This window comes from Streptomyces sp. CNT372 (genome assembly GCF_000377145.1).
On the sequence record NZ_KB897782.1, the window covers coordinates 413,599 to 438,847 of the forward strand.

Consider the following 25,249-nt stretch of genomic DNA (forward strand, 5'->3'; position numbering starts at 1 on the left):
GTACAGCGAACGGCTCGCCCGCACAACGGCCGCCGCCGCGCCGTCAGCTCAGGGCCGGCTGGTCCAGCGTCAGCGTCCCCGCGTCCGCGTCCAGGACCGCCCGGACGCCCAGGGGGACGGTGAGGGACCGGTCGCCGTGGCCGAAGCCGAACTCCTCGACGACGGGGACGCCCAGCGGGCCGAGGCGGTCGGCGAGGACGGCCCGGAACTCCTCGTAGGGGCCGCAGTCGGCCCAGGAGCCGAGGAGGACGCCCGCGACGCCCTCCAGCCAGCCGGCGCGCAGGAGTTGGGTGAGCATGCGGTCCACGCGGTAGTCCTCCTCGCCGACGTCCTCCAGGAGGAGCAGCCCGCCGCGGGCCGAGGCGCGGCCGTGCGGGGTCGCGAGGTCGGCGGCGAGGAGGGCGAGGCAGCCGCCGAGGGTGACGCCGGTGGCGCGGCCGGGGGTCAGGGTGCGGGCGCCGGGCAGGGCCTCGATCGTGCGGACGGTCTCGGGGGAGAAGAGGGTGGCCCGCAGGGCCTCCTGGGTGGGGGCGTCCTTGAGGAAGACGGCGGTGCCGCACATCGGCCCGTGCAGGGTGGCGACGCCCGCGCGGACGGCGAACGCCTCGTGCAGGGCGGTGATGTCGCTGTAGCCGACGAGGGGCTTGGGCGGGGCCGCGCGGACCGCGTCCCAGTCGACGAGGTCGACCATGCGCTGGACGCCGTAGCCGCCGCGTGCGCAGAGCACGGCCGCGTACGCGGGGTCGCACCAGGCGTCGGTCAGGTCGCGGGCGCGGGCCGCGTCGTCGCCCGCGAGGTAGCCCAGGCGGGGGTGGGTGTCGCGGGCGTGCGGCAGGACGACCGGGTCGAGGTCCCAGCCGCGCAGGATGTCCAGGCCCGCGTCGAGCCGGTCCGCGGGGACGGGCCCGCTGGGCGCCACGACGGCGACCCGGTCGCCGGGGACGAGCCGGGGCGGCCGGAGCAGCGCGGGCACGGGACCGGGGCCGGGACCGGCGGAGGAGGCACCCGGGGCGGGCGGTCGGGTCATGTGCGCAGCTCCAGGTCCGGCACGTCCCCACGCGCCAGCCCGAACACCCGGCTGTAGAGGCCGAGTTCCGCCTCCAGGGCACGCACCATGGTCTCCGCCCGGCGGAACCCGTGGCCCTCGCCCTCGAAGGCGAGGTAGGCGTGCGGGACGCCCCGCCCGGCGGTCTCCGCGAGGAAGCGCTCGCACTGCTCGGGCGGGCAGATCACGTCGTCCAGGCCCTGGAGGATCAGGAACGGCGCGGTGATCCGGTCGACGTGGCTGATGGGCGAGCGCTCCCGGTAGCGCCCGGGGACCTCGGCGAGCGGGCCGACCAGGGATTCGAGGTAGTGGGACTCGAAGTCGTGCGTCTCCCCCGTGGCCCAGGCGTACAGGTCCAGGATCGGGTAGACGATCACGCCGCAGGCGTACACGTCGGTGCCGGTCAGGGAGGCCGCCGCCGTCCAGCCGCCCGCGCTGCCGCCGCGGATCGCGAGGCGGGCCGGGTCGGCGGTGCCCTCGTCGGCGAGGGCGCGGGCGACCGCGGCGCAGTCCTCCACGTCGACGACGCCCCACTGCTCGCGCAGCCGCTCCCGGTAGGCACGCCCGTAGCCGGTGGAGCCGCCGTAGTTGACCTCGGCGACGCCGATGCCGCGCGAGGTGAAGTAGGCGATCGCCAGGTCGAGGACGAGCGGGGCCCGGCCGGTGGGCCCGCCGTGGGCCCACACCACATAGGGCGGAAGCTCCTCGCCGGGCGCCACCCGGTCGGGGCTGTGCGGCGGGTAGACATGGGCGTGGATCTCCCGGCCGCCGGGGCCGGTGAAGGCGCGGATCTGCGGCTCGGGGTAGTACGCGGGGTCGACGGGGTCCGCGTGCGGGCTGCCGGCGACGCGGGCCCGCCCGGTGCGGGTGTCGAGTTCGACGACCTCGGGGGCGCTGCGCGGGCTGGCGGCGACGCCGAAGACCCGGTCGCCGCAGACGGCGAGGGTGGCGGCCCACTCGGTCCAGGAGCCCGGCGCGTCGACGAGTTCGCCGCTCTCCGGGTCCAGTATGCCGAGGGCGGTGGCGCCCCGGCCGTGGACGACGGCGAGCAGTCCGCCGGGCAGGACGGCGAACCAGCGCGAGCCCGGCTGCCACAGCGGCCCGCCGAACTCCTCCTGCCGCCCGGGGCAGAGGGCCTCGGCGGGGGCGAAGCCGTCGCCCGAGGGGCGGGCGCGGCGGACCTCCCACCAGCCGCCCGCGTCGGAGACGTACAGCAGGGAGCCGTCGGGCGCCCAGTCGGCCTGGCAGACGGACTCCGTCGCGCCCCCGGCCACCGCGCGCACGGCGGTGAGGGTTCCCCCGGGGGCGAGGTCGCCGGTCATCACCTCGGTGCCGTCCCACGGCATCCGGGGGTGGTCCCAGGCGAGCCAGACGGCACGCCGGCCGTCCGGGGAGAGCCGGGGCCCGGTGAGGAACCGGTGCCGCTCGTCGGTGAGTTCGCGGATAGCGGACCGGTCGGCGGCGGCCGAGCCGTCGAGCGGGACGGCGGCGAGGACCCGGCGTACGTCGGTGGGCCCCTCGCCCGTGAACTCCTCCAGGACGCACCACGCCTCGCCCCGCTCCGGCAGCACCAGCGGCTCCATCCAGCGCAGCCCGCCCCCGGTGCCGGAGACGGGGGTGAGCGGGCGGGGCACCGCGCCGGGGGTTTCGGGCTCGTACGCGTAGAGGCGCTGGTCGGGGAAGTGGACGAAGACCACCAGCGGGCCGGACCCGGCGCGGGGCACACCCGCCCAGGGCAGGCCGCCGTACTCGTGGACCCGGCTGCGCACGTTCCACGGCGCGGGCAGCACGGTCTCCTCGCGTCCGTCCGCGCGCAGCCGCACCAGGGTGCGCCGGCCGCCCTCGTCGGGGCGGGGCGCGGTCCACCACACCTCCTCGCCGACCGTGCCGAGGTGGTCGGGCCGGCCGTCGTGCGCGGCGGCGAGTTCCGCGCCGATCGGGGAGGGCCAGGTTCCGTAGGGTCCGGTGGGTACCAAGGGGGCTCCTAAGCGGACCGGAGGAAGTGGTCGAGGACGCGCACGCCGAAGTGGAGGGCGTCGACGGGGACGCGCTCGTCGACGCCGTGGAAGAGGGCGTTGTAGTCGAAGCCGGGCGGCAGCTTGAGCGGGGTGTAGCCGTAGCCGGTGATCCCGATCCGGGAGAAGGCCTTGGCGTCGGTGCCGCCGCCCATGCAGAAGGGGACGGTGCGCGCGTCCGGGTCGAAGCGTTCGACGGCGGCCCGGAGCCTGGCGAAGGTGGGGGTGTCCACCGGCGACTGGAGGGGGATCTCGCGGTGGTAGTAGTCCCAGTCGACGTCCGGGCCGGTGAGTTCGTCCATGGTGGCGGCGAACTCCTCCTCGCCGCCGGGGACCATGCGCCCGTCGACATGGGCGCGGGCGTGGCCGGGGATGACGTTCACCTTGTATCCGGCGTCCAGCATGGTCGGGTTGGCGCTGTTGCGGACGGTGTTCTCGACGATCCGGGCGGCGGGGCCGAGGCGTTCCAGGAGGGCGTCCACGTCGAAGGCGGGGTCGTCCGGGTCGGCGTCGAGGCCGTACAGGGCGGCGAGTTCGGTGAGGGCGGCGCGCACGGTCGGGCTGAGGCGGACCGGCCAGCGGTGCTCGCCGATGCGGTGGACGGCGGCGGCGATCCGGGTGACCGCGTTGGCGCGGTTGACCTTGGAGCCGTGCCCGGCCCGGCCGTCGGCGGTGAGCCGGAGCCAGGCGGTGCCGCGCTCCCCCGCGCCGATCGGGTAGAGGGACATGCCGCCCGCGTGCAGGGTGTAGGCGCCGGACTCGCTGATGCCCTCGGTGCAGCCCTCGAAGAGGTGCGCGTGCTCGCCCGCCAGGTAGCGGGAGCCGTCGATCGCGCTGTCCTCCTCGTCGGCGGTGTACGCGAGGACGATGTCCCGTCGGGGCCGGACCCCGTGGCGGGCCCAGGCCCGGACGACGGCCAGGACCATGGCGTCCATGTTCTTCATGTCGACCGCGCCCCGGCCCCAGACGATGCCGTCGCGGACCTCGCCGGAGAACGGGTGGACGCTCCAGTCGCCGGGTTCGGCGGGGACGACGTCGAGGTGGCCGTGGACGAGGAGGGCGTCGGCGGAGGGGTCGGTGCCGGGGACGCGGACGACGAGGTTGGCGCGGCCGGGGGTGCGTTCCAGGAGCACCGGGTCGAGTCCGGCGTCGGTGAGCCGCTGCGCGCAGTACTCGGCGGCCGGGCGCTCCTTGCAGTCGCCGCCGCCGCGGTTGGTGGTGTCGATGCGGATCAGCTCGGAGGTGAAGGCGACCGCCTCGTCCAGCGCCCTCGCGTCCACGGGGTCCGCGGACGGGGTCGGGGATGTCGTCGGCTCAGCCATACTGCTCCTCCACGGCTGCGGAGACGATCGTGGTGACCGCCTTGAACGTGCGGATGCCTTCGTACATGGTCGGGCTGGTGTAGGCGACCCGCCGCTCGCCGGGCGCGGGCGCGACCCCGGGGACGACGGTCGCGGCGGCGGCGAGGTGGGCCGCGTCGAACTCGATCTCCACGGTGAACGGGCCCTCGCTGACGGGCTCGTGACGGACCGCCAGGGCGGCGGCCTCCCGGGCGGCGGCGCGGATCTCGGCGGCGGTCCGGGTGGGGGTGCGGCAGACGGCCGCGTACCGGGAGACATGGTCCTTGACGGCGACCTTCAGCGCGCCGGGCGCGTAGCCGAGGGCGTCCTCGCAGGTCAGGTCGTCCCCGGTGACCAGGACCACGGGGACGCCGTACTCGGCGACCACACGGGAGTTCAGCAGGCCCTCACTGGCGCGGACGCCGTCCAGCCAGACGCCCGTGACGGAGTTGGCGAGATAGGTGTGGGCGAGGACTCCCTCGTCGCCGGCGCCGGTGTGGTAGCCGACGAAGGCGATGCCGTCGACGTCGCCGTGCTGCACGCCCTCGACCATGGAGAGGGCCTTGTGCCGGCCGGTGAGCATCCGGACGCGCTCGTCGAGCTGTTCGAGGAGGAGGTTGCGCATGGTCCAGTGCGCCTCGTTGACGAGGACCTCGTCGGCGCCGCCGTCGAAGAACCCGAGGGCGGCGGCGTTGACGTCGGAGGTGAACAGCGCGCGGCAGCGTTCCCACTGGGGGGTGCCCGGCAGCACGTCGGCCGGCCAGGTCACACCGGTGGCGCCCTCCATGTCGGCGCTGATGAGGATCCTCACGGCTCGCTCTCCGTTCGACGGTGCTCCGAACGGCGAGTCTAGGGCCTGATCCACAAGCCGGGCCCGGAACACGGGTGAGGTGAGTGAGGCGCGGGTGGCGGGTGGTGCGGTCCGGCCCGGGTGGCCGGACCGCACCGGGCGGGTCAGTGCAGCGCCTTCTCCAGGGCGGCGAGCGCCGAGGCGAGTTCCTCCGCCGTGATGGTCAGCGGCGGGGCGATGCGGATGGTGGAGCCGTGCGTGTCCTTGACGAGGACGCCCTCGGCCATCAGGCGTTCGCTGACCTCGCGGCCGGTGCCGATGGCCGGGTCGATGTCGACGCCCGCCCACAGCCCCCGGGAGCGGAAGCCGACGACACCCCGGCCGAGGAGCGCGGTGAGCCCCTCGCGCAGGCCGGTGCCGAGTCCGGCGGCGCGGGCCTGGAACTCGCCGGTGGCCAGCAGGTCGACGACGGCGGATCCGACGGCCGCCGAGAGCGGGTTGCCTCCGAAGGTGGAGCCGTGCTCGCCGGGCCGCAGCACGGACATGACGTCCCGTCGGCCGACGACCGCGGAGACGGGCACGATGCCGCCGCCGAGGGCCTTGCCCAGCAGGAGCAGGTCGGGGCGGACGGACTCGTGGTCGACGGCGAGGGTGGTGCCCGTGCGGCCGAGGCCGGACTGGATCTCGTCGGCGATGAACAGGGTGCTGGTCCGGGCGGTGATCTCCCGTACGGCGGCGAGGTAGCCGTCGTCGGGGATGAGGACGCCCGCCTCGCCCTGGATGGGCTCGATGAGGACGGCCGCGGTCGTCTCGTCGATCGCGGCCTCCAGCGCGGCCGGGTCGTTGTAGGGGACGACCCGGAAGCCGGGGGTGAAGGGGCCGAAACCGGCGCGCGCGGTCTCGTCGGTGGAGAAGCTGACGATGGTGGTGGTGCGGCCGTGGAAGTTGCCGTCCGCGACCACGATCGTGGCCCGGTCGGGGGCGACGCCCTTCACCTCGTACGCCCACTTGCGGGCGATCTTGACGGCGCTCTCGACGGCCTCGGCGCCGGTGTTCATCGGCAGGGTCACGTCGAGGCCGGTGAGGGCGGCCAGGCCCTCGGCGAAGCCGGCGAGGCGGTCGTTGTGGAAGGCGCGGGAGGTGAGGGTCAGCTCGTCGAGCTGGCGGTGGGCGGCCGCGATCAGGCCGGGGTGGCGGTGGCCGAAGTTGAGGGCCGAGTACCCGGCGAGGAGGTCCAGGTAGCGCCGGCCCTCCACGTCCTCCACCCAGACGCCCTCGGCGCGGGCGACGACCACGGGCAGCGGGTGGTAGTTGTGCGCGAGGACGTCCTCCTCGGCGCGGATGAGCTCGGCGGAGGAGCGCCGGGTGCGGTCGGGGGTGAGGGTCATGCGCGGATCTCCTGAGTGCAGCACTTGATGCCGCCGCCGGCCTTGTGGAACTCGGACAGGTCGACGGGGACGGGGTCGTAGCCGTGCTCGGCGAGCCGGTCGGACAGGGCCGTCGCCTGGGGGGCGACGATGACGTGCCTGCCGTCCGAGACGGAGTTGAGCCCGAAGGCCATGGCGTCCTCGCGGGTCGCGGTGACGGCGTCGGGGAACATGCGCTTCAGCACCTCGCGGCTGCCCGGCGAGAAGGCGTCCGGGTAGTAGCAGACGTTCGCCTGCCCGTCGCCGTGGCCGTCGTCGAGGACGAACAGCGCGGTGTCGAGGTGGTAGAAGTACGGGTCGACCAGGGTCAGCCCGACGACGGGCGTGCCGAAGAACTCCTGCGCCTCGCGGTGGGCGTCGGGCGTGGTACGGAAGCCGTGGCCGGCGAGGACGAAGCCGCCGACGGGGACGAGGTCGCCCTCGCCCTCGCAGACGGACTCGGGCCGGTGGACGACGTAGCCGGCGTTCTTGAACCACGCTTCGAAGGCCGCCTCCTCTCCCCGGCGCTGCGGGGCGTGGAAGCGGGAGCCGAAGACGCGCCCGCCGAGGACGAGGGCGCAGTTGGCGGCGAACACCATGTCGGGCAGGCCGGGTTCGGGCCGGGCGTGCTCGACGGTGTGGCCGAGGTCGCGGTAGGTGTTGACGAGGGTCTCCCACTGGGTGCGGGCGAGGGCCCGGTCGACCGGGGAGTCCTCGCTCATCCAGGGGTTGATGGCGTACTGCACGTCGAAGTACCGGGGTTCGCAGACCAGGTAGCGCCTGGCACGGGGCACACGCATGGGAGACACCGAAGGGATCCTCCTGCTCGACTCGATATCCGGTGACGCATGTCCGGTGACAGCTCAACGGTAGGAATCGGAGCGGAGGGGCGACAAGAGCCGACGACTGCGCGTTCGCGCAGGAATGCTGCGTCCTCCGGGCGTGCCGCGAAGGATTCCGTCCCGGGTCGGGTCAGAGGGTCCCGGCGGCGGGCTCACCTGCCGCCGGGTCCGCGGGGGCGGCCTGGGCGGCGCCCGCCTCGGGGCTGGCCGTGAGCAGATGGGAGAGGACCATGTAGCTGATCGTCTTACGGATGAACGGCTCGGTCCGGATGCGCTCCAGGACCTCCTCGAAGTGCTCGACGTCGCGGGCCCGGACGTGCAGCAGGGCGTCGGCGCCGCCGGTCACCGTCATCGCGGCCATGATCTCCGGGTAGTCGCGCACGACCTCGGCGAGGCGCCGGGGCGGGGCGGCGCCCTCGCAGTAGACCTCGACGTACGCCTCGGTGCGCCAGCCGAGGGCCGAGGGGCGGACGGTGGTGGTGAAGCCGGTGATGACGCCGTCCTCGCGGAGCCGGTCCACACGGCGTTTGACGGCGGTGGCGGAGAGGCCGATGGCGGCGCCGATCTCGGTGAAGCTGGTGCGCGCGTTCTCCACCAGGGCGGCGACGATCCTGCGGTCGAGGTCGTCGAAGGACAGGGGCCTGTGGTTCATGGCGTGGGTCTCTCCGTTCGGGCCGGGCCGAGGGGCCGACCGCTCAACAGGGCCGCGCGGGGGCTCTCTTGAGGGCGCACATCAGGGCTCACCGGCCGGGGTGCACGCCCGGGACGGACGGCGGGGCGGCGGACGTCGGGGCGGCGGAGGGGCAGACGCCTGGGCCGCCGCGGAACCACCCGATCCGGCGAGGGCGCACACCCGGGGCCCGGCGACGCGCGCCGGGAGCGCGCCGGGCCCGGGTGTGCGGCGCGCACCCGGGCCCGGCACTCACTCGGGCCCGGCGCGCCCCGAGCTCCCGTCAGCCCCGGGCGACGTGCGCCGCGAGGTTGGCGAGCAGCGCGTCGTAGATCCGGGCGAGGCCCTTGGGCGCGAAGGTCTTCTCGAAGAAGCCGCCGATACCGCCCGCGCCGTTCCAGACGGTGGTGACGACGACGCGCGCCTTGCCCTCACCGGCGGGGGTGACCCGCCAGGTGGTGACCATCGAGGAGTTGCGGTCCTTCTCGACGAGTTCGCCGTCGGTGGGCTCGGTGACCTCCAGCAGGCAGTCGCGGATGCGCTTGCTGGTGGCCTGGAGCTTCCAGTGGACGAGGGTGCCCTCGCCGTCGCCGCCCTCACGGACCTCGTACTCGCTGAAGTGCTCGGGGAGGACCTTCGCGCGGGTGCCCGCGTAGTCGGCCAGTGCGTCGAACACCGTCTCCGCGTCCGCCGGGATGATCCGTTCCGTGGTCGCCTCGACCTGCGCCATTCCTGTTCCTCCAGCACTCGCTCCAGCGGGTCGCCCCCAACCCAACCACCTCGCCCACCCCCGCCCAAATCCGCCGTGCGTCGACCACGGGACAGGTGTTCTGTTCCGGGCGCGATGACTTCCCGGCGGGCCCAGCTCTCCTGCGCGCGGCCGGCGGCGCGGCAGGCGACCGCGGGCGGGCTGAGCGAGCACGGCGGCACGTTCCTTCAGCGGTGTTGTCGATGGTGGCGTGCGTATAGGCGGTGCGGCAGGCTGGCGGGCAGGGCGTCGGGCCGTCGCCCGCGTCGACGCCGTGGCGAGGAGAGTGCAGGTGTTGCGACAGCGCACGGAGGGAGTCCCCCGGTGCTCGATCAGGTGACCGGCCCGTGGTCGGTGGGCTGGAGTGTCGCGGCGCTCCTCCTCGCCGGAGCGGCCACGGTCGTCTGCGGGGTGCGGCTCACCGCCCTCGGGGACACGCTGGCTGACCGCACCGGCTGGGGCGAGGCCCTGTTCGGGGCGGTGTTCTTCGGACTGGCGACGTCGTTGTCGGGCATCGTCATGACCGCCGTCAGCGCGGCGGACGGACACCCCCAACTGGCCTACGGCAACGCCGTCGGGGGCATCGCGGCCCAGACCCTCGCCGTGGCCGTCGCCGACGCGGCCTACCGCGGAGCCAATCTCGAACACGCGGCGGCGTCGTCGCAGAACCTGCTTTTCGGCTGCCTGCTCGTGGCCCTGCTCGGCGTCGCACTCATGGCCTCCCTCGGACCCGGGGCAACGGTCCTGGGCGTGCACCCGGCCTCCGCGGTGCTGATCTCCTTCTATCTCGCGGCCGTGCGACTCATCCGGAGCACCAAGAGGCCACTGTGGCGCGCCGTGCACACCGAGGACACGGTGACGGACGTCCCCGACCGCTCCCCCTCGTTCCCCCGCCGGCGCGCCCCGGGACTGTGGGCCGAGTTCACGGTTGTGGCGGCCGTCGTGGTGGTGGGCGGCTGGGCGGTGGCGCACGCCGCGGAGAGTCTGGTGGCGGCCACCGGACTGCGGGCCGGGCTGGTGGGTGCGGCCTTCATGGGTCTGGTCAACGCCCTGCCCGAGACGGTGACCGCGGTCGCCGCGGTCAGGCGTGGCGCGCTGACTCTGGCGATCGCGGCCGTCGTCGGCGGCAACTGCCTCGACGTACTCAATCTCGCGGTCGGGGACGTGGCCTACCGGGGCGGCTCCCTGTACCACGCGGCGCAGCCCGATCTGCTGTTCCTGACGGCCGGTGCGCTGGTGATGACGGCCGTCCTGCTCGGCGGTCTGCTGGTACGGCAGCGGCGCGGCTGGTGGCGGCTCGGGTTCGAGGGGATCCTGCTCATCGTGATCTACGCGATCACGGTCGCGGTCCTGGCCGTCTGACGCGCACCCGCCCGGGCCAGGTGCGGGGCTCTCCCACGCAGCGGCCCGGTGCTCAGCGGAGATAGGGCCAGTGCGGGTACACGTAGCCGGGCATCCAGAACGGCGGGTAGTCGTAGTGGGTGTAGAGGCGGTCGTAGTACTCGTCCTGCTGCACGAGCTCCGGGTCGTACTCGGGTGCGTCGACGACCTGGTCGCGGGTGCGGTCGATGCGTACCCGGTCCTCGCTCACCTCTGCCACCGCGTCGACGGGTACGTAGCTCTTCTCCTTGCCGACGCCCAGGAACCCGCCGTGCTCCAGCAGCAGGAAGCGGACCTTGTGTTCCTCCTCGTCGATGACCAGATCGCCGACCTTGCCGAGTTCGTTGCCCGAGCGGTCGGTGACCTTCCGGCCCCGGATGTCCTCGTCGGCGGCGGGGATCGCGTGATCGGAGTCGGAGAGCCTGGTCAGGACGGGAATGTCGCCGGATTGCATGATGTCTCCCTCGCAGGGGCGTGAGACGTTTCTGGCAGCCGGGTACTCCCCGGCCCGGACTCTCCGCTTTCCCGCTCCCGGCCTTCCCATGCGGGTCCCCCGGGTCCGGAGCCGTCGGCCCGGTCGGAGACGGTGGTGCCTCGGCGGGGTTGTCAGTCCGGGGCGGAGACGACGACCGCGTAGCTGCCGACTGCCAGGAGAGTGTCGCCCGGGATCTGCTCCTCGCTGGTCAGCAGGTGGCCGATGTGTCCTGTCTGCTCGTCGAACTCGACGTCGACCACTGTGCCCTTCTCACGCCCCGTGTCGGTCAGTACGGCCTTCCCGACCGGGTCGTGCACGGCACTGGCGGGATCGCCGGGATCGATGTCCTTCTCGTCGCGGATCCGGTCGGCCCCTTCGACGGCGACCGCGTCCGGTCCGAACGACCGCACGTCCTCCCAGGCGAGGGTGTAGTTTCCGCGGCCCCGGGTCTTCAGGCGCAGACCGGCGATGCGCGCCGGTGAGGGGGCGACGGTACACGCGGCGACCGTTCCGACCGTCTCGGCCGTCACGAGGTCCATGACGGCCTCGCCCTGTGTCCTGCTGAGCAGCATCGGTCATCCTTCCTGCCGGTCGTCCCCGAGGTGGTCGCGGAGGCGTTCCACGGCGGTGCCGAACCCTGCCAGGTCGCCGGCGCTGTGCTCCGCGGTGGCATCGGGGACGAGTACGCGTTCGCCGGAGACGGTGACCGGCCCGGCGACCGGCAGCAGGACCCGTCGGTGCTCGGCGGTTTCCACCTCGTAGCCCGCCACGACCGGCTCCTTGCCGGTCGAGACGACGGCGTCGGTGACGGTGCCCAGCTGCGCGCCGCCGCGGGTCGTGACCGCGACACCGAGCACGTTGACCCCGGCACGTTCCTCCTCGCCCGGCCTGGCGGCGGCGTCGTCCTCCTCCAGCGCGTTCACGTCGCGCACCATGACCGCGTGCGGTCCCAGGGCGTGGACGTTCTCCCACAGAAGGGCGCGGTGGAGCGGACCCGACAGCAGGCCGCGGCCGGCCAGGGTGAAGCACCGGATGCCGCCTGTGGACGCGTCGAAGACGAGGTCCTTGATCTGTCCGAGATCCTCACCGGTCAGGGTCACCACGGGTCGCCCGGCGATCTCGCCGGCTCGCATGTAGACGGTCATGACGACCGGCCACCTCCTTCCGGGGGCCGCCGCCCCTGCGCGATCACGCCACCGGACCGGCGCCGGGCCTGAAGCACCGCGACGCCGACGGCGACAGCCGCGAGGATCGCGAGCGCGATGATGAGCCAGATCCACCATTCCATCTCACTGCTTCCCTTCGCCCGGACTCCCTTTCGTCACCTTTCTCAGTGTTTCTCCGTACATGCTCCGGTGCGACCGGACCGGGACCGTCGCGCCGGTACGGGCCGGCACCCCGCACCCGCCGACCGCGCCGGGTCACACCCGGTCACGCGATCGATCTCGTCCAGCGCCACCCGGCAGACGAGGACGCGGGCACCACTCACGCTGCTGTGACCGGTGTGCCACCAGGGGTCCGTGAAGCGTTCACGCCACACCGACGGCCGGTCCAGTAGCTTTTCTCAGTAGCGTGAACAAATCCGCGGGGCCAGGGTGGTGGCCACCGGTGCGGGGAGGGGCGCGGAGATGACGGTGAAGGTACGGGACATGGCCCCGGCGGACTGCGCGGCGGTCGCCGCGATCAGAGTGGGCGGCTGGCGGCACGCGTACGCCGGGCTCGTGCCCCAGCCGTACCTGGACGGGATGGACGCCGCGGCCGACGCGGCCCGCCACCGCGCCTATCTGGCCGACGGCTCGGGCTCGGTGAACGTGGTGGCCGAGCAGCACGGCGAGGTGATCGGCTGGGCCTGCTTCGGCCCGTCCCGCTCCCCTGGCGCCCGTCCGGGCACCTGCGAGCTGTACGCGATCTACGTGCTGCCGGAGCGCATCTCCTCGGGCGTGGGGCACGCACTGATGGCCGAGGTCACCGGCCGCGCCCGCGCCGCCGGCTTCGCGCGGATGGAGCTGTGGGTGCTGAAGGAGAACGCCCGGGCCCGGCGCTTCTACGAGCGCGCGGGCTTCCTGCCGGACGGCACGGAGGCACCTTTCGACGTGGACGGGACGCCCGTTCCGGAGGTCCGCTACGCACGTCACCTGGCCTGAGCGTCCGGGCGCCCCACCGGTGCTGCCCGGCCCGGTGCGGGGCCGGGGACCAGAGGCCCTCAGCCCTCCAGCCGGGCCAGCGCGGCCGACGCGGCCGCGGCCAGCCGGGGGTGGGGCAGCGCCGCGCGGACGGCCGGGGCCGCGTCCCGGGCGCCGAGGGCGCCCAGGCCCTCCACACAGGCGAGCGCCACCCGCCAGTGCGCGTCCCCGGGGGCGAGGCGGCGGCCGAGGACGGTGGCGAGGGCGGGGGCCGACTCCGGGGCGCGCAGCCGGGTCAGCAGCCGGATCGGGGTGAGGGCGTAGGCGACGCGGAGTTCGTTGGTCGCCAGGGCGGCCGCGGCCCGCGGGGTGCGCGGGTCGGCCAGGAGGTAGAGCGCGTGGGCGGCGGAGACGCAGCGCTCGGGGTCGCGGTGGTTGAGGAGGAGGACCAGGGACTCGAAGGCACGCCGGTCGCCCGCGCAGCCGAGACGGAAGGCGGCCAGTTCCCTTGCCCACAGGGGCTGTTGAGGCACGGTGAGGACGCCGGCCAGCTCCTCGTGGTCGGCGGTGGTCAACAGCCGCTCATAGCCGGGCCCGCCACCCGACTCCTCGCGTAACCGGTCCGCGAGCGACCGCAGTTCTTCGTCCCTGGCCCTGTCCATGGACCGAGGGTATCGGCGCGGAGGGCGACGCAGATCACATCGGACGGCTTCCGCACGGGGCTGGCGCGCTCAATACCCGCGAGTTAACCTCATGTGAGCGGGTCAACCCCGCGCCCCGCAGCGGCCTGGTGACGCAGCCGCACGCGGGGGCTGGTCGGTTCGGCAGTTCTGCCGTGCAGTACGACGTGACTGGGGACAGAGTCCGTCGGCTCTTGTGAACGCTCACGTGCCCCGCGCCGCCCGGTGTCCCTCGCACCGGGTCCACGGCGCCGGTGCCGGAGCCCGTCGCGCTCCCTCGCGCGCTCCCCTCAGCCGTCACTCACTCTGGAGTCCCGTGATGGACACCCCTCTCCACACCGTCGCCGTGGTCGGCCTCGGCACCATGGGCACCGGCATCGCCGAGGTCCTGGCCCGGGCCGGCCGCGAGGTCATCGGCATCGACGTCAGCGATGCCGCCGCCCGCCGGGCCGCCGCCGCCCTGGAGGCGTCCACCGCCCGCGCCGTGGACCGCGAGCGGCTCACCGAGAAGGAGCGCGGCGACATCCTGGCGCGTTTCCGCACCTTCACGGAGCTGCGGGCCGCGGCCGACGCCGACCTGGTCATCGAGGTCGTGCCCGAGTCCTACGAGATCAAGCAGCAGGTCTTCCGCGAGCTCGACGCGGTGGTCCGCCCCGACACCGTCCTCGCCACCGGCACCAACGCCCTGTCGGTGACCCGGCTGGCCGCCGAGTCGCAGCGCCCGGAGCGGGTGCTCGGCCTGCACTTCTTCAACCCGGCCCCGGCCATGAAGCTGGTCGAGGTGGTCTCCTCGGTGCTGACCTCGCCCGCCGCCGTGGAGTCGGTGACCGCCCTCGCCCGGGAGCTGGGCAAGGAGCCGGTCGCGGTCGGCGACCGTCCCGGCTTCGTCGCGGACGGCCTGCTGTTCGGCTACCTCAACCAGGCGGCGGCGATGTACGAGTCGCGGTACGCCTCCCGCGAGGACATCGACGCGGCGATGAAGCTGGGCTGCGGCCTCCCGATGGGCCCCCTCGCCCTGCTCGACCTCATCGGCATCGACACCGCCCGCACGGTCCTCGACGCGATGTACGCCTCCTCCCACGACCGCCTGCACGCCCCGGCCCCCATCCTCGGCCAGCTCGCCGAGGCCGGCCTGACCGGCCGCAAGGCGGGCCGCGGCTTCTACACGTACGCCGGGCCCGGCTCCGCCGAGGTGGTCCCGGACGCGCTGACGCCGCTGCCGGGCGCGGCGGGCACCGCCGCGCCCCGCGAGGTGGCCTCGGTCGGCGTGGCCGGCTCGGGCACCATGGCGAGCGGGATCGCCGAGGTCTTCGCCAAGGCGGGCTACGAGGTCGTGCTCGCCGCCCGCAGCGCGGAGAAGGCGGAGAACGCCAAGGCCCTGATCGCGAAGTCGCTGGCGCGTTCGGTCGCCAAGGGCCGTCTGACCGAGGAGGCCGGGGACGCGGTGCTCGCCCGGATCACCCCGGCCGGTTCGCTGGACGCCTTCGCCGGCGTCGACCTGGCCGTGGAGGCGGTGGCCGAGGACCTGGAGGTCAAGCAGCAGCTCTTCCAGACCCTGGACAAGGTCTGCAAGCCGGGCGCGGTGCTCGCCACCACGACCTCCTCGCTGCCGGTGATCGCCTGCGCCCGCGCGACCTCGCGCCCGCAGGACGTGATCGGGATGCACTTCTTCAACCCGGCCCCGGCGATGAAGCTGGTCGAGATCGTGCGCACGGTCCTGACCTCGGACGAGGTCCACGCCACGGTCCGCGGGGTCACGGAGAAGGTCCGCAAGCACCCGGTGGACTGCGGCGACCGGGCCGGGTTCATCGTCAACGCGCTGCTCTTCCCGTACCTCAACAACGCGATCAAGATGGTCGAGGAGCACTACGCCTCGCTGGACGACATCGACGCGGCGATGAAACTGGGCGGCGGCTACCCGATGGGCCCGTTCGAACTCCTCGACGTGGTCGGCCTGGACGTCTCGCTCGCCATCGAGAAGGTGCTGCACCGGGAGTTCCGCGACCCGGGCCTGGCTCCGGCGCCGCTGCTGGAGCACCTGGTGGCCGCGGGCTGCCTGGGCCGCAAGACGGGCCGGGGCTTCCGCGAGCATGCCCGTCGCTGATCACGGCGCGGGGTGGGGCGGGCTGCTCGGTCCGGGCGGCCCGCCCCGGGCACCGGCGTACGACGGGCCCGGCCCGCGAGAGCGTGAGGGGCCGGGGATGGAGTACGTTCAAGTCATGCCGCAGCCTGCTGATCCCGCCGTCCGCCGTCCCGTCCGCGCCGGTTCCGTCCCCGACGCCGGCGAGAGCGCGGCAGGGTCGAAAGCCGCCGCGCAGCGCCTGCGGATGCGCCGTGAACTGGCCGCGGCGGCCATGGAGTTGTTCGCGACCAAGGGCTACGAGGCCACCACGGTCGACGAGATCGCGGCGGCGGCCGGGGTCGCCCGCAGGACCTTCTTCCGCCACTTCCGGTCCAAGGAGGAGGCGATCTTCCCGGACCACGACGACACCCTGGTCCGCGCGGAGGCCGTGCTGAACGCGGCCCCGCCCCACGAGCACCCGCTGGACACGGTGTGCCGGGGCATCAAGGAAGTCATGAAGATGTACGCGGCGGCCCCCTCGGTCTCGGTGGAGCGCTACCGCCTCACCCGCGAGGTGCCCACCCTCCGCGAGCGCGAGATCGCCTCGGTGGCCCGCTACGAGCGCCTGTTCACCCGCTATCTGCTGGGCCACTTCGACGAGCGGGACCACCACGACGGCAATGACGACCCGCTGCTGGCCGAGGTGGCCGCCTCCGCGGTCGTCACGGCCCACAACCACGTTCTGCGCCGCTGGCTGCGCGCCGGGGGCCAGGGGGACGTGGAGGCGCAGCTCGACCACGCCTTCGCGATCGTCCGGGACACCTTCGGCACCGGGATCGGGGCGGGCCGCAAGGCGGGGCGGCAGCCCGCCGAGCCGGCGCCCGTGGCGGCCGCCGCGGTGCGCTCCGAGGGTTCGGAGGGCGAGGTCCTGGTGGCGGTGGCGCGCACGGACGCCCCGCTGACCGAGGTCATGCGCACGATCGAGCAGGCCCTCAAGGAAGCCTGACATCACGCCCGGCGCCGACCGGGGGGTCTCGTGGGCGGAACGGCTGATGGCCACCCGGTTCGGGTGGCCATCAGCCGTTCCGCACCCCTTTTCCCAGGGGCTCCCGGACAACCGCGATCGATCATCGCTCATATGTGTCCACCGGATTGCATCTGAGAGAAATTCTTGGCACGGAGTGTCTTGCGGGCTGGCACGGGGTGCCATACGTTGAAGGTGTCCGGGCGGCCGGCGTGCAGGGCACACTCGTACGCCGGCTGTCCCAGCAACCCTCCGCGGTTGCCCGCCCGGACGCCTGCGTCACAGGCATCCCGCGCACACCAGCGCCGCCAGAAGCACCACCGCCGAACCGACGGCACACCTCCACAGCAGCAACGCGTACGACCCACCCCTCGGCGTCCCCTGGGGCGCTCCCCTCCCCCGGTCCCTCCCGGGGGCATCCTGGAGGCAATACCGTGAAGGACATCCTGGACGCGATCCAGTCTCCGGAGGCCACCTCCGCGGACTTCGCCGCTCTGCCGCTCCCCGAGAGCTACCGCGCGATCACCGTGCACAAGGACGAGACGGAGATGTTCGCGGGCCTCGAGACCCGCGAGAAGGACCCCCGCAAGTCGATCCACCTGGACGACGTGCCGGTCCCGGAGCTCGGCCCCGGCGAGGCCCTCGTCGCCGTGATGGCCTCCTCCGTCAACTACAACTCCGTGTGGACCTCGATCTTCGAGCCGCTCTCCACCTTCGGGTTCCTGGAGCGCTACGGCCGGCTCTCCGAGCTGACCAAGCGCCACGACCTGCCGTACCACGTCATCGGCTCCGACCTGGCCGGCGTCGTCCTGCGCACCGGACCGGGCGTCAACGCCTGGAACCCCGGTGACGAGGTCGTCGCGCACTGCCTCTCGGTCGAGCTGGAGTCCTCCGACGGCCACAACGACACGATGCTCGACCCCGAGCAGCGCATCTGGGGCTTCGAGACCAACTTCGGCGGCCTGGCAGAGATCGCGCTCGTCAAGTCCAACCAGCTGATGCCGAAGCCCAAGCACCTGAGCTGGGAGGAGGCGGCGGCCCCCGGCCTGGTCAACTCCACCGCGTACCGCCAGCTCGTCTCCCGCAACGGCGCCGGGATGAAGCAGGGCGACAACGTCCTCATCTGGGGCGCCAGCGGCGGACTCGGCTCCTACGCCACGCAGTTCGCCCTCGCGGGCGGCGCCAACCCGATCTGTGTGGTCTCCTCTCCGCAGAAGGCGGAGATCTGCCGGTCCATGGGCGCCGAGGCGATCATCGACCGCAACGCCGAGGACTACCGCTTCTGGAAGGACGAGCGGACCCAGGACCCGAAGGAGTGGAAGCGCTTCGGCAAGCGCATCCGCGAGTTCACCGGCGGCGAGGACATCGACATCGTCTTCGAGCACCCCGGCCGCGAGACCTTCGGCGCCAGCGTCTACGTCACCCGCAAGGGCGGCACCATCACCACCTGCGCCTCCACCTCGGGCTACATGCACGAGTACGACAACCGCTACCTGTGGATGTCGCTCAAGCGCATCATCGGCTCCCACTTCGCCAACTACCGCGAGGCGTGGGAGGCCAACCGCCTCATCGCCAAGGGCAAGATCCACCCCACGCTCTCCAAGGTCTACTCCCTGGAGGAGACCGGGCAGGCCGCGTACGACGTCCACCGCAACCTCCACCAGGGCAAGGTCGGCGTCCTCGCGCTGGCCCCGGAGGAGGGCCTCGGCGTCAGCGACCCCGAGCTGCGGGCGAAGCACATCGACGCCATCAACCGCTTCAGGAATGTCTGAGGTCCACCGATGACCGAGCGCAAGAAGGACCGGCCCTGGCTCATGCGGACGTACGCCGGCCACTCCACGGCCGAGGCGTCCAACGAGCTGTACCGGCGCAACCTCGCCAAGGGCCAGACGGGTCTGTCGGTGGCCTTCGACCTGCCGACCCAGACCGGTTACGACCCCGACCACATCCTCGCCCGCGGCGAGGTCGGCCGGGTCGGCGTGCCGGTCTCCCATCTGGGCGACATGCGCCGGCTGTTCCAGGACATCCCCCTGGAGCAGATGAACACCTCGATGACCATCAACGCCACCGCCATGTGGCTGCTGGCGCTGTACCAGGTGGTCGCCGAGGAACAGGGTGCGGACATCACCAGGCTCCAGGGCACGACGCAGAACGACATCGTCAAGGAGTACCTGTCGCGCGGGACGCACGTCTTCCCGCCCGGTCCCTCGCTGCGCCTGACCACCGACATGATCACGTACACGGTGGCCAACATCCCCAAGTGGAACCCCATCAACATCTGCAGCTACCACCTGCAGGAGGCCGGGGCCACACCGGTCCAGGAGATCTCGTACGCGATGTCCACCGCGATCGCGGTGCTCGACGCGGTGCGCGACTCCGGCCAGGTCCCGGCCGAGCGGTTCGGTGACGTGGTCGCCCGCATCTCGTTCTTCGTGAACGCGGGCGTCCGCTTCATCGAGGAGATGTGCAAGATGCGCGCCTTCGGCCGCATCTGGGACCGGGTCACCCGCGAGCGGTACGGCATCGAGAACGACAAGCAGCGCCGCTTCCGCTACGGCGTCCAGGTCAACTCCCTGGGCCTGACCGAGGCCCAGCCGGAGAACAACGTCCAGCGGATCGTCCTGGAGATGCTGGCCGTCACCCTCTCCAAGGACGCCCGCGCCCGGGCCGTGCAGCTCCCCGCCTGGAACGAGGCGCTGGGCCTGCCCCGGCCCTGGGACCAGCAGTGGTCGCTGCGCATCCAGCAGGTCCTCGCGCACGAGAGCGACCTGCTGGAGTACGAGGACATCTTCGCCGGCTCGCACGTCGTCGAGGCCAAGGTGGACGCCCTGGTCGAGGAGTGCCTGGCCGAGATGGCCCGCATCGAGGAGATGGGCGGCGCGATGGCCGCCGTGGAGTCCGGCTACCTCAAGTCGCAGCTGGTCTCCTCGCACGCGGAGCGCCGGGCCCGGATCGAGGCGGGCGACGAGAAGATCGTCGGCGTCAACATCTTCGAGACGACCGAGGACAACCCGCTCACCGCGGACCTGGACACGGCGATCATGACCGTGGACCCGGCCAACGAGGCACGGGTCGTCGCCAAGCTGCACGAGTGGCGGGCGGGACGGGACGAGTCCCGTGCCGCCGAGTCCCTCGCGGCGCTGAAGAAGGCCGCGGCGGGCACCGGGAACCTGATGGCGGCCACCGTCGAGTGTGCGCGTGCGGGCGTCACCACCGGCGAGTGGGCCTGGGCGCTGCGTGACGTCTTCGGCGAGTTCCGCGCGCCGACGGGCGTCAGCAGCGCCCCGGTGGCCGTCACGGCGGAGGCCGGCACCCCGCTGGCCGTCGTCCGCGAGAAGGTCGCCCGGACGGCCGATGAACTCGGCACCGGGCGGCTGCGTCTCCTGGTGGGCAAGCCCGGCCTGGACGGGCACTCCAACGGCGCCGAGCAGATCGCGGTACGGGCCCGCGACGCCGGCTTCGAGGTGGTCTACCAGGGGATCCGGCTCACCCCGGAGCAGATCGTCTCCGCCGCCCTCGCGGAGGACGTGCACTGCGTGGGCCTGTCGATCCTCTCCGGCTCGCACGCCGAGCTGGTGCCCGATGTGCTGGACCGCCTCCGTGAGGCGGGTGCGGGAGACATCCCGGTGATCGTGGGTGGCATCATCCCCAACGCCGACGCCGTCTCCCTCAAGGCGGCCGGCGTGGCCGCCGTCTTCACGCCGAAGGACTTCGGCATCACGGAGATCATCGGCCGTATCGTCGACGAGATCCGCCAAGCGAACAAGCTCAGCCCCCTTGAAAGTACGGAGGTCCCCGCATGAGCACGCCCGTGCACCCGGTCAACCGCCTGCGCCCGCGGCGCTCCTGCCTGGCCGTTCCCGGCTCGAACCCGCGGTTCCTGGAGAAGGCCCAGGGCCTCCCCGCCGACCAGGTCTTCCTGGACCTGGAGGACGCCTGCGCGCCCCTCGCCAAGCCGGACGCCCGCCACACCATCGTGAAGTTCCTCAACGAGGGCGACTGGACCGGCAAGACGCGCGTGGTGCGGGTCAACGACTGGACCACGCACTGGACCTACCGGGACGTCGTGACCGTGGTCGAGGGCGCCGGCCAGAACCTCGACTGCATCATGCTGCCGAAGGTGCAGGACGCCCAGCAGGTCGTGGCGCTGGACCTGCTGCTCACCCAGATCGAGAAGACCATGGGCTTCGAGGTCGGGCGCATCGGCATCGAGGCGCAGATCGAGAACGCGCAGGGGCTCAACAACGTCAACGCGATCGCCCAGGCCTCGCCCCGGGTGGAGACCATCATCTTCGGCCCGGCCGACTTCATGGCCTCCATCAACATGAAGTCCCTGGTCGTCGGCGAGCAGCCGCCCGGCTACCCGGCCGACGCCTACCACTACATCCTGATGAAGATCCTGATGGCCGCCCGCGCCAACGACCTCCAGGCGATCGACGGCCCCTACCTCCAGATCCGCAACACCGACGGCTACCGCGAGGTCGCCCAGCGGGCCGCCGCCCTCGGCTTCGACGGCAAGTGGGTGCTGCACCCGGGCCAGGTCGAGGCGTCCAACGAGATCTTCTCGCCCTCCCAGGAGGACTACGACCACGCCGAGCTGATCCTGGACGCGTACGACTACTACACGTCCGAGGCGGGCGGGAAGAAGGGCTCGGCGATGCTCGGCGACGAGATGATCGACGAGGCCAGCCGCAAGATGGCGCTGGTGATCTCCGGCAAGGGCCGGGCCGCCGGGATGCGGCGCACCAGCACGTTCGAGATCCCGGAGGCCTGAGCCATGCAGTTCGGACGCACCTACGAGGAGTTCGAGGTCGGGGCCGTGTACAAGCACTGGCCCGGGAAGACGGTCACCGAGTACGACGACCACCTCTTCTGTCTCCTGACCATGAACCACCACCCCCTCCACATGGACACCAACTATGCGGAGAAGACGACGGACTTCGGGAAGAACGTCGTCGTGGGCAACTACGTCTACTCGCTGCTGCTCGGCATGTCGGTGCCGGACGTCTCCGGCAAGGCCATCGCCAACCTGGAGATCGAGTCGCTGCGGCACGTGGCGCCGACCTTCCACGGCGACACGATCTACGGCGAGACCACGGTCCTCGACAAGACCCCGTCGAGGTCGAAGAACGACCGCGGGATCGTCTACGTCGAGACCAGGGGGTACAAGCAGGACGGCACCCTGGTCTGCGTGTTCCGCCGCAAGGTGATGGTCCCGACCGAGACGTACATCAAGGAGCGGGGCGGGGAGCAGCCCGGCCGGCCGGAGCTCGTCGAGCCCACGAAGAAGGCGGAGAAGTAGTCATGGCGCGACTCGCCCAGACCCACGGTCTGACCGATGTGCAGCAGGAGATCCTCGCCACGGTCCGGGACTTCGTCGACAAGGAGATCATCCCGGTCGCGACCGAGCTGGAGCACAAGGACGAGTACCCGACCGAGATCGTCGAGGGCCTGAAGGAACTCGGCCTCTTCGGGCTGATGATCCCGGAGGAGTACGGCGGCCTGGGTGAGTCCCTGCTCACGTACGCGCTGTGCGTGGAGGAGATCGCCCGCGGCTGGATGTCGGTCTCCGGCATCATCAACACGCACTTCATCGTGGCGTACATGCTCAAGCAGCACGGCACCCAGGAGCAGAAGGACACCTTCCTCCCGCGGATGGCGCTGGGCGAGGTGCGGGGCGCCTTCTCGATGTCGGAGCCGGGGCTCGGCTCGGATGTGTCGGCCATCACGTCCAAGGGCGTGAAGGACGGTGACGAGTACGTCCTCAACGGCCAGAAGATGTGGCTGACGAACGGCGGCACGTCGACTCTGGTGGCGGTTCTGTGCCGGAGTGACGAAGGACACCCCGAGGGGAGTGCGCCCCACAAGTCGATGACGACCTTCCTGGTGGAGAAGGAGCCCGGTTTCGGCGAGGTCCGGCCCGGCCTCACCATCCCCGGGAAGATCGACAAGATGGGCTACAAGGGGGTCGACACCACCGAGCTCATCATGGACGGGCTGCGCATTCCGGCCAATCGAGTCCTCGGCGGGGTCACCGGCCGGGGCTTCTACCAGATGATGGACGGCGTCGAGGTCGGCCGGGTGAATGTCGCCGCCCGTGGCTGCGGTGTCGCACAGCGTGCCTTCGAACTGGGTGTGAGCTACGCCCAGCAGCGCCACACCTTCGGCAAACCGATCGCCGCCCACCAGGCGATTCAGTTCAAGTTGGCCGAAATGGCCACCAAGGTCGAGGCCGCACATGCCATGATGGTGAACGCGGCACGCAAAAAGGACTCCGGGGAGCGAAACGACCTGGAGGCAGGGATGGCGAAGTACCTCGCCTCCGAGTACTGCAAGGAAGTCGTCGAGGACGCCTTCCGTATCCACGGCGGCTACGGCTTCTCCAAGGAGTACGAGATCGAGCGCCTCTACCGCGAGGCGCCGATGCTGCTGATCGGCGAAGGTACCGCCGAGATCCAGAAAATGATCATTGGCCGCCGGCTGCTGGAAGAGTACCGAGCGCAGGGCTGAATGTCGGATTCGGGTCGGTAACGGCCGGAAGATGATCACACCCTGTCATCATCTTCCGGCCGTCGACTCGGCTTCTGGCTTTCCCAGTTGCGGGTCGTAACCGATAACATCGATCGGAAAGCCGCCGTCCCCCGTTGCCAGCGCGGCATCATCCGCTACGAAGGTCATCCATGCCCCACAGCCAAACCTCTGCATCTCGCGACAGCCTCCGTGGCGTACGTATCGCTCGCGGAGCATCGCCGTGGCTTCTGCCGACCGTCGCCACCGCTGCACTCAGCCTGGCCCGTTCGCGCCGCTCCCGGCGCGCCGCGGCCCTGGCCGTGCCCACCACCGCGCTCGCGGCGGGCATGCTCTGGTTCTTCCGCGACCCGGAGCGTGAGATCGCCCAGGGCCGGGTCATCTCGCCGGCCGACGGCGTGGTGCAGAGCATCATGCCGTGGAAGGACGGGCGCACCCGCGTCGCGATCTTCATGAGCCCGCTCAACGTCCACGTCAACCGCGCGCCGCTGGCCGGCACGGTGACGTCCGTGGAGCACGTGCCCGGTGGCTTCGTTCCCGCCTTCAACAAGGAGAGCGAGAACAACGAGCGCGTCGTCTGGCACTTCGACACCGAGCTCGGCGACATCGAGATGGTCCAGATCGCCGGCGCGGTCGCGCGGCGCATCGTCCCCTACATCCCGCAGGGCACCAAGGTCGAGCAGGGCGACCGCATCGGGCTGATCCGCTTCGGGTCGCGCGTCGACATCTACCTTCCGGAAGGTGTGGACGTCGCCGTCGAGGTCGGACAGACCACGACCGCGGGGGTGACTCGCATTGACCGTGATTGATCCCGACACACGGGCGTCGAACTGGACCGAGGACGGGGACGACGAAGCGGAGGAGATGCCGCTCAGTCTGCGTCTGTCGATAGCGGACACCCTCACCCTCGGCAACGCGACGTGCGGGTTCATGGCGGTGTACTTCACCACCACCGGCATCCTCATCCCGCACCTCCAGGGCAGCCAGGAGACCGGCATGGCGCGGCACAGCGCCGCCACCGCCGTGATCCTGATGCTGCTGGCGGCGATCTTCGACCTCTGCGACGGGCTCGTGGCGCGCAAGCTGCGGTCCTCGCCGATGGGCGCGGAGCTGGACAACCTCTCCGACCTGATCAGCTTCGGCCTCGCGCCGGCGTACTTCGTACTGGTCTACGGGATGGTCGCCGACGACGCCCACCAGCGGGTGTCGGCGGTCGCCGCGATCGTGGTGCTGCTGGCGGTGGTGCTGCGGCTTGCGAGATTCTCGTGCGTGTCCGTGAAGGACGGCATGTTCCAGGGCATGCCGAGCCCCTTCGGCGCGCTGACCGTGGTCTCGATCGTCCTGCTCGAACTGCCGTTCATCCCGACGCTGCTGGCGATCGTCGGCACGGCGTGGCTGATGGTGAGCCGGGTCGAGTACCCGAAGCCGCGGGGTGTCCTCGCGGTGGCGATGCTCGGCTGGATCGTCTCGGCGATGGGCATGCTCGCGGCCTGGGCCTTCGACGCGCCGGGCGGGCAGGTCCTCCTGCAGACGGGCTGCGCCCTCCAGATCGTGATGGCGGCGACGATTCCGCTGTTCGCGACGGCACGGCGGGTGAACACCTTCCGCGACAACCGCCGCGAGAACCGCGCGGCCCGCGCGGCACAGTAGGACCGGACAGGGGTGGGGCCCCGGAGGCATCGCCTCCGGGGCCCCACCCCTGTCCGGCGCCGACCCGCACCGGCGCGGCGGGCGGCTTGCGGGGCCCGCGACCGGGCCTGCCGGGCCTGCCGGGCCTGCCGGGCCTGCCGGGCCTGCCGACTCCGGTACCGCTCCGCGGACCGGAGTCGCGCCGTCTGGTTGGGCGACTGTTCCGCCGGGCCAGGGCGGAACAGGAGCCCGCCACGCTCGCGAGACCGCCCCCGGGTGGGCGTCGCGCGGACGCGGGGGTGGTGACGGCCACCCGGGCCCACGCCGCCCGCGAGGGCCGAGGCGCACGGGCACGGCCCCACTCCTCCCCGTCGGGCCCCGGAGACCGCCGCCCGCATGAGCCCGACCTGCCCCGGAGGCGTCGCGCGGTCGCGAGGGCCCGGGCACGGCCACGCCCCCCTTGTGGGCAACTGTTCCGCCAGGGCGGAACGG

General features: G+C 72.2%; 24 protein-coding genes. 11 read left to right on the top strand and 13 right to left on the bottom strand.

The genetic code is table 11. The annotated features are described in order from the left end of the window. Positions 1–43: 43 nt before the first annotated feature. The 8 genes from C593_RS0116945 to C593_RS0116980 form a co-directional block, all read right to left on the bottom strand. Complete coding sequence (locus C593_RS0116945; RefSeq protein WP_018848491.1) at positions 44–1,027, bottom strand: LD-carboxypeptidase; 984 nt, start codon at positions 1,025–1,027, stop codon at positions 44–46. Beyond that, complete coding sequence (locus C593_RS0116950; protein ID WP_018848492.1) at positions 1,024–3,021, bottom strand: prolyl oligopeptidase family serine peptidase; 1,998 nt, start codon at positions 3,019–3,021, stop codon at positions 1,024–1,026. The genes C593_RS0116945 and C593_RS0116950 overlap by 4 nt, the downstream gene beginning before the upstream one ends. An 8-nt stretch (positions 3,022–3,029) precedes the next feature. After that, positions 3,030–4,382 carry a M20/M25/M40 family metallo-hydrolase gene (locus C593_RS0116955; protein WP_018848493.1) on the bottom strand — a complete coding sequence of 451 codons (1,353 nt, stop codon included), beginning with the start codon at positions 4,380–4,382 and terminating at the stop codon, positions 3,030–3,032. After that, positions 4,375–5,211, bottom strand: coding sequence for a M55 family metallopeptidase (locus C593_RS0116960; protein ID WP_018848494.1), 837 nt, complete (start codon positions 5,209–5,211; stop codon positions 4,375–4,377). The genes C593_RS0116955 and C593_RS0116960 overlap by 8 nt, the downstream gene beginning before the upstream one ends. Positions 5,212–5,354: 143 nt before the next feature. Further along, positions 5,355–6,578 (bottom strand): ornithine--oxo-acid transaminase, encoded by a 1,224-nt coding sequence (gene rocD, locus C593_RS0116965; protein WP_018848495.1) that lies wholly within the window; start codon positions 6,576–6,578, stop codon positions 5,355–5,357. Then, on the bottom strand, positions 6,575–7,405 hold the full coding sequence (ddaH, locus tag C593_RS0116970) for a dimethylargininase (RefSeq protein WP_026277778.1): 831 nt from the start codon (positions 7,403–7,405) through the stop codon (positions 6,575–6,577). Before ddaH ends, rocD begins: the two co-directional genes overlap by 4 nt. 163 nt (positions 7,406–7,568) lie before the next feature. Further along, positions 7,569–8,090, bottom strand: coding sequence for an Lrp/AsnC family transcriptional regulator (locus C593_RS0116975; RefSeq protein WP_018848497.1), 522 nt, complete (start codon positions 8,088–8,090; stop codon positions 7,569–7,571). Positions 8,091–8,391: 301 nt separating this feature from the next. Beyond that, entirely contained in the window at positions 8,392–8,838 is a 447-nt protein-coding gene (locus tag C593_RS0116980) for an SRPBCC family protein (protein ID WP_018848498.1), read from the bottom strand. Positions 8,839–9,180: 342 nt separating this feature from the next. Between C593_RS0116980 and C593_RS0116985 the strand changes: the two genes are divergently transcribed. Continuing rightward, the gene (locus tag C593_RS0116985; RefSeq protein WP_018848499.1) at positions 9,181–10,218 is read left to right on the top strand and encodes a hypothetical protein; all 1,038 of its coding nucleotides are present in this window, start codon (positions 9,181–9,183) and stop codon (positions 10,216–10,218) included. Positions 10,219–10,270: 52 nt separating this feature from the next. On the opposite strand, the gene C593_RS0116990 is transcribed toward C593_RS0116985, so the two are convergent. The 4 genes from C593_RS0116990 to C593_RS33375 form a co-directional block, all read right to left on the bottom strand. Beyond that, entirely contained in the window at positions 10,271–10,690 is a 420-nt protein-coding gene (locus tag C593_RS0116990) for a PRC-barrel domain-containing protein (RefSeq protein WP_018848500.1), read from the bottom strand. A 152-nt stretch (positions 10,691–10,842) separates the two neighbouring features. Then, a complete protein-coding gene (locus tag C593_RS0116995) occupies positions 10,843–11,283 on the bottom strand; it encodes a PRC-barrel domain containing protein (RefSeq protein ID WP_018848501.1) in 441 nt (146 codons plus the stop codon). A 3-nt stretch (positions 11,284–11,286) separates the two neighbouring features. Beyond that, the gene (locus C593_RS0117000) at positions 11,287–11,856 is read right to left on the bottom strand and encodes a PRC-barrel domain-containing protein (protein WP_018848502.1); all 570 of its coding nucleotides are present in this window, start codon (positions 11,854–11,856) and stop codon (positions 11,287–11,289) included. Continuing rightward, a complete protein-coding gene (locus tag C593_RS33375) occupies positions 11,853–11,999 on the bottom strand; it encodes a hypothetical protein (RefSeq protein WP_018848503.1) in 147 nt (48 codons plus the stop codon). The genes C593_RS0117000 and C593_RS33375 overlap by 4 nt, the downstream gene beginning before the upstream one ends. A gap of 340 nt (positions 12,000–12,339) precedes the next feature. On the opposite strand from C593_RS33375, the gene C593_RS0117010 reads away from it, so the two are divergent. Beyond that, positions 12,340–12,855, top strand: a complete 516-nt coding sequence (locus C593_RS0117010; RefSeq protein ID WP_018848504.1) for a GNAT family N-acetyltransferase — start codon at positions 12,340–12,342, stop codon at positions 12,853–12,855. A gap of 59 nt (positions 12,856–12,914) precedes the next feature. Here C593_RS0117010 and C593_RS0117015 read toward each other — a convergent pair whose 3' ends face one another. Then, positions 12,915–13,496: an adenylosuccinate lyase gene (locus C593_RS0117015; protein WP_026277779.1), complete on the bottom strand. Its 582-nt coding sequence runs from the start codon at positions 13,494–13,496 to the stop codon at positions 12,915–12,917. Between the two features lie 337 nt (positions 13,497–13,833). On the opposite strand from C593_RS0117015, the gene C593_RS0117020 reads away from it, so the two are divergent. From C593_RS0117020 to pssA, 9 genes are all read left to right on the top strand, one after another. Next, entirely contained in the window at positions 13,834–15,618 is a 1,785-nt protein-coding gene (locus C593_RS0117020; RefSeq protein ID WP_018848506.1) for a 3-hydroxyacyl-CoA dehydrogenase family protein, read from the top strand. Between the two features lie 97 nt (positions 15,619–15,715). Continuing rightward, complete coding sequence (locus C593_RS0117025; RefSeq protein WP_199790043.1) at positions 15,716–16,582, top strand: TetR family transcriptional regulator; 867 nt, start codon at positions 15,716–15,718, stop codon at positions 16,580–16,582. Positions 16,583–17,034: 452 nt separating this feature from the next. Beyond that, positions 17,035–18,372, top strand: coding sequence for a crotonyl-CoA carboxylase/reductase (gene ccrA / locus C593_RS0117030; protein ID WP_018848508.1), 1,338 nt, complete (start codon positions 17,035–17,037; stop codon positions 18,370–18,372). 9 nt (positions 18,373–18,381) lie between these two features. Further along, positions 18,382–20,403, top strand: a complete 2,022-nt coding sequence (locus C593_RS0117035) for a protein meaA (RefSeq protein ID WP_018848509.1) — start codon at positions 18,382–18,384, stop codon at positions 20,401–20,403. Further along, complete coding sequence (locus C593_RS0117040; RefSeq protein WP_018848510.1) at positions 20,400–21,374, top strand: HpcH/HpaI aldolase/citrate lyase family protein; 975 nt, start codon at positions 20,400–20,402, stop codon at positions 21,372–21,374. Before C593_RS0117035 ends, C593_RS0117040 begins: the two co-directional genes overlap by 4 nt. A 3-nt stretch (positions 21,375–21,377) precedes the next feature. Beyond that, the gene (locus tag C593_RS0117045; RefSeq protein ID WP_018848511.1) at positions 21,378–21,902 is read left to right on the top strand and encodes a MaoC family dehydratase; all 525 of its coding nucleotides are present in this window, start codon (positions 21,378–21,380) and stop codon (positions 21,900–21,902) included. Between the two features lie 2 nt (positions 21,903–21,904). Next, complete coding sequence (locus C593_RS0117050) at positions 21,905–23,110, top strand: acyl-CoA dehydrogenase family protein (RefSeq protein ID WP_018848512.1); 1,206 nt, start codon at positions 21,905–21,907, stop codon at positions 23,108–23,110. Between the two features lie 170 nt (positions 23,111–23,280). Further along, positions 23,281–23,937 (top strand): phosphatidylserine decarboxylase, encoded by a 657-nt coding sequence (locus C593_RS0117055; RefSeq protein WP_026277780.1) that lies wholly within the window; start codon positions 23,281–23,283, stop codon positions 23,935–23,937. Continuing rightward, positions 23,930–24,778, top strand: coding sequence for a CDP-diacylglycerol--serine O-phosphatidyltransferase (pssA, locus tag C593_RS0117060; RefSeq protein ID WP_020610332.1), 849 nt, complete (start codon positions 23,930–23,932; stop codon positions 24,776–24,778). Before C593_RS0117055 ends, pssA begins: the two co-directional genes overlap by 8 nt. Positions 24,779–25,249: the final 471 nt, after the last annotated feature.

Bases quoted from the DNA above. Each gene is read 5' to 3' on its own strand.
- C593_RS0116945 (WP_018848491.1), bottom strand. From the start codon at position 1,027: ATGACCCGACCGCCCGCCCCGGGTGCCTCCTCCGCCGGTCCCGGCCCC.
- C593_RS0116955 (WP_018848493.1), bottom strand. From the start codon at position 4,382: ATGGCTGAGCCGACGACATCCCCGACCCCGTCCGCGGACCCCGTGGAC.
- rocD (WP_018848495.1), bottom strand. From the start codon at position 6,578: ATGACCCTCACCCCCGACCGCACCCGGCGCTCCTCCGCCGAGCTCATC.
- C593_RS0116975 (WP_018848497.1), bottom strand. From the start codon at position 8,090: ATGAACCACAGGCCCCTGTCCTTCGACGACCTCGACCGCAGGATCGTC.
- C593_RS0116980 (WP_018848498.1), bottom strand. From the start codon at position 8,838: ATGGCGCAGGTCGAGGCGACCACGGAACGGATCATCCCGGCGGACGCG.
- C593_RS0116990 (WP_018848500.1), bottom strand. From the start codon at position 10,690: ATGCAATCCGGCGACATTCCCGTCCTGACCAGGCTCTCCGACTCCGAT.
- C593_RS0116995 (WP_018848501.1), bottom strand. From the start codon at position 11,283: ATGCTGCTCAGCAGGACACAGGGCGAGGCCGTCATGGACCTCGTGACG.
- C593_RS0117000 (WP_018848502.1), bottom strand. From the start codon at position 11,856: ATGACCGTCTACATGCGAGCCGGCGAGATCGCCGGGCGACCCGTGGTG.
- C593_RS33375 (WP_018848503.1), bottom strand. From the start codon at position 11,999: ATGGAATGGTGGATCTGGCTCATCATCGCGCTCGCGATCCTCGCGGCT.
- C593_RS0117010 (WP_018848504.1), top strand. From the start codon at position 12,340: ATGACGGTGAAGGTACGGGACATGGCCCCGGCGGACTGCGCGGCGGTC.
- C593_RS0117015 (WP_026277779.1), bottom strand. From the start codon at position 13,496: ATGGACAGGGCCAGGGACGAAGAACTGCGGTCGCTCGCGGACCGGTTA.
- C593_RS0117020 (WP_018848506.1), top strand. From the start codon at position 13,834: ATGGACACCCCTCTCCACACCGTCGCCGTGGTCGGCCTCGGCACCATG.
- C593_RS0117025 (WP_199790043.1), top strand. From the start codon at position 15,716: ATGGAGTACGTTCAAGTCATGCCGCAGCCTGCTGATCCCGCCGTCCGC.
- C593_RS0117035 (WP_018848509.1), top strand. From the start codon at position 18,382: ATGACCGAGCGCAAGAAGGACCGGCCCTGGCTCATGCGGACGTACGCC.
- C593_RS0117040 (WP_018848510.1), top strand. From the start codon at position 20,400: ATGAGCACGCCCGTGCACCCGGTCAACCGCCTGCGCCCGCGGCGCTCC.
- C593_RS0117045 (WP_018848511.1), top strand. From the start codon at position 21,378: ATGCAGTTCGGACGCACCTACGAGGAGTTCGAGGTCGGGGCCGTGTAC.
- C593_RS0117050 (WP_018848512.1), top strand. From the start codon at position 21,905: ATGGCGCGACTCGCCCAGACCCACGGTCTGACCGATGTGCAGCAGGAG.
- C593_RS0117055 (WP_026277780.1), top strand. From the start codon at position 23,281: ATGCCCCACAGCCAAACCTCTGCATCTCGCGACAGCCTCCGTGGCGTA.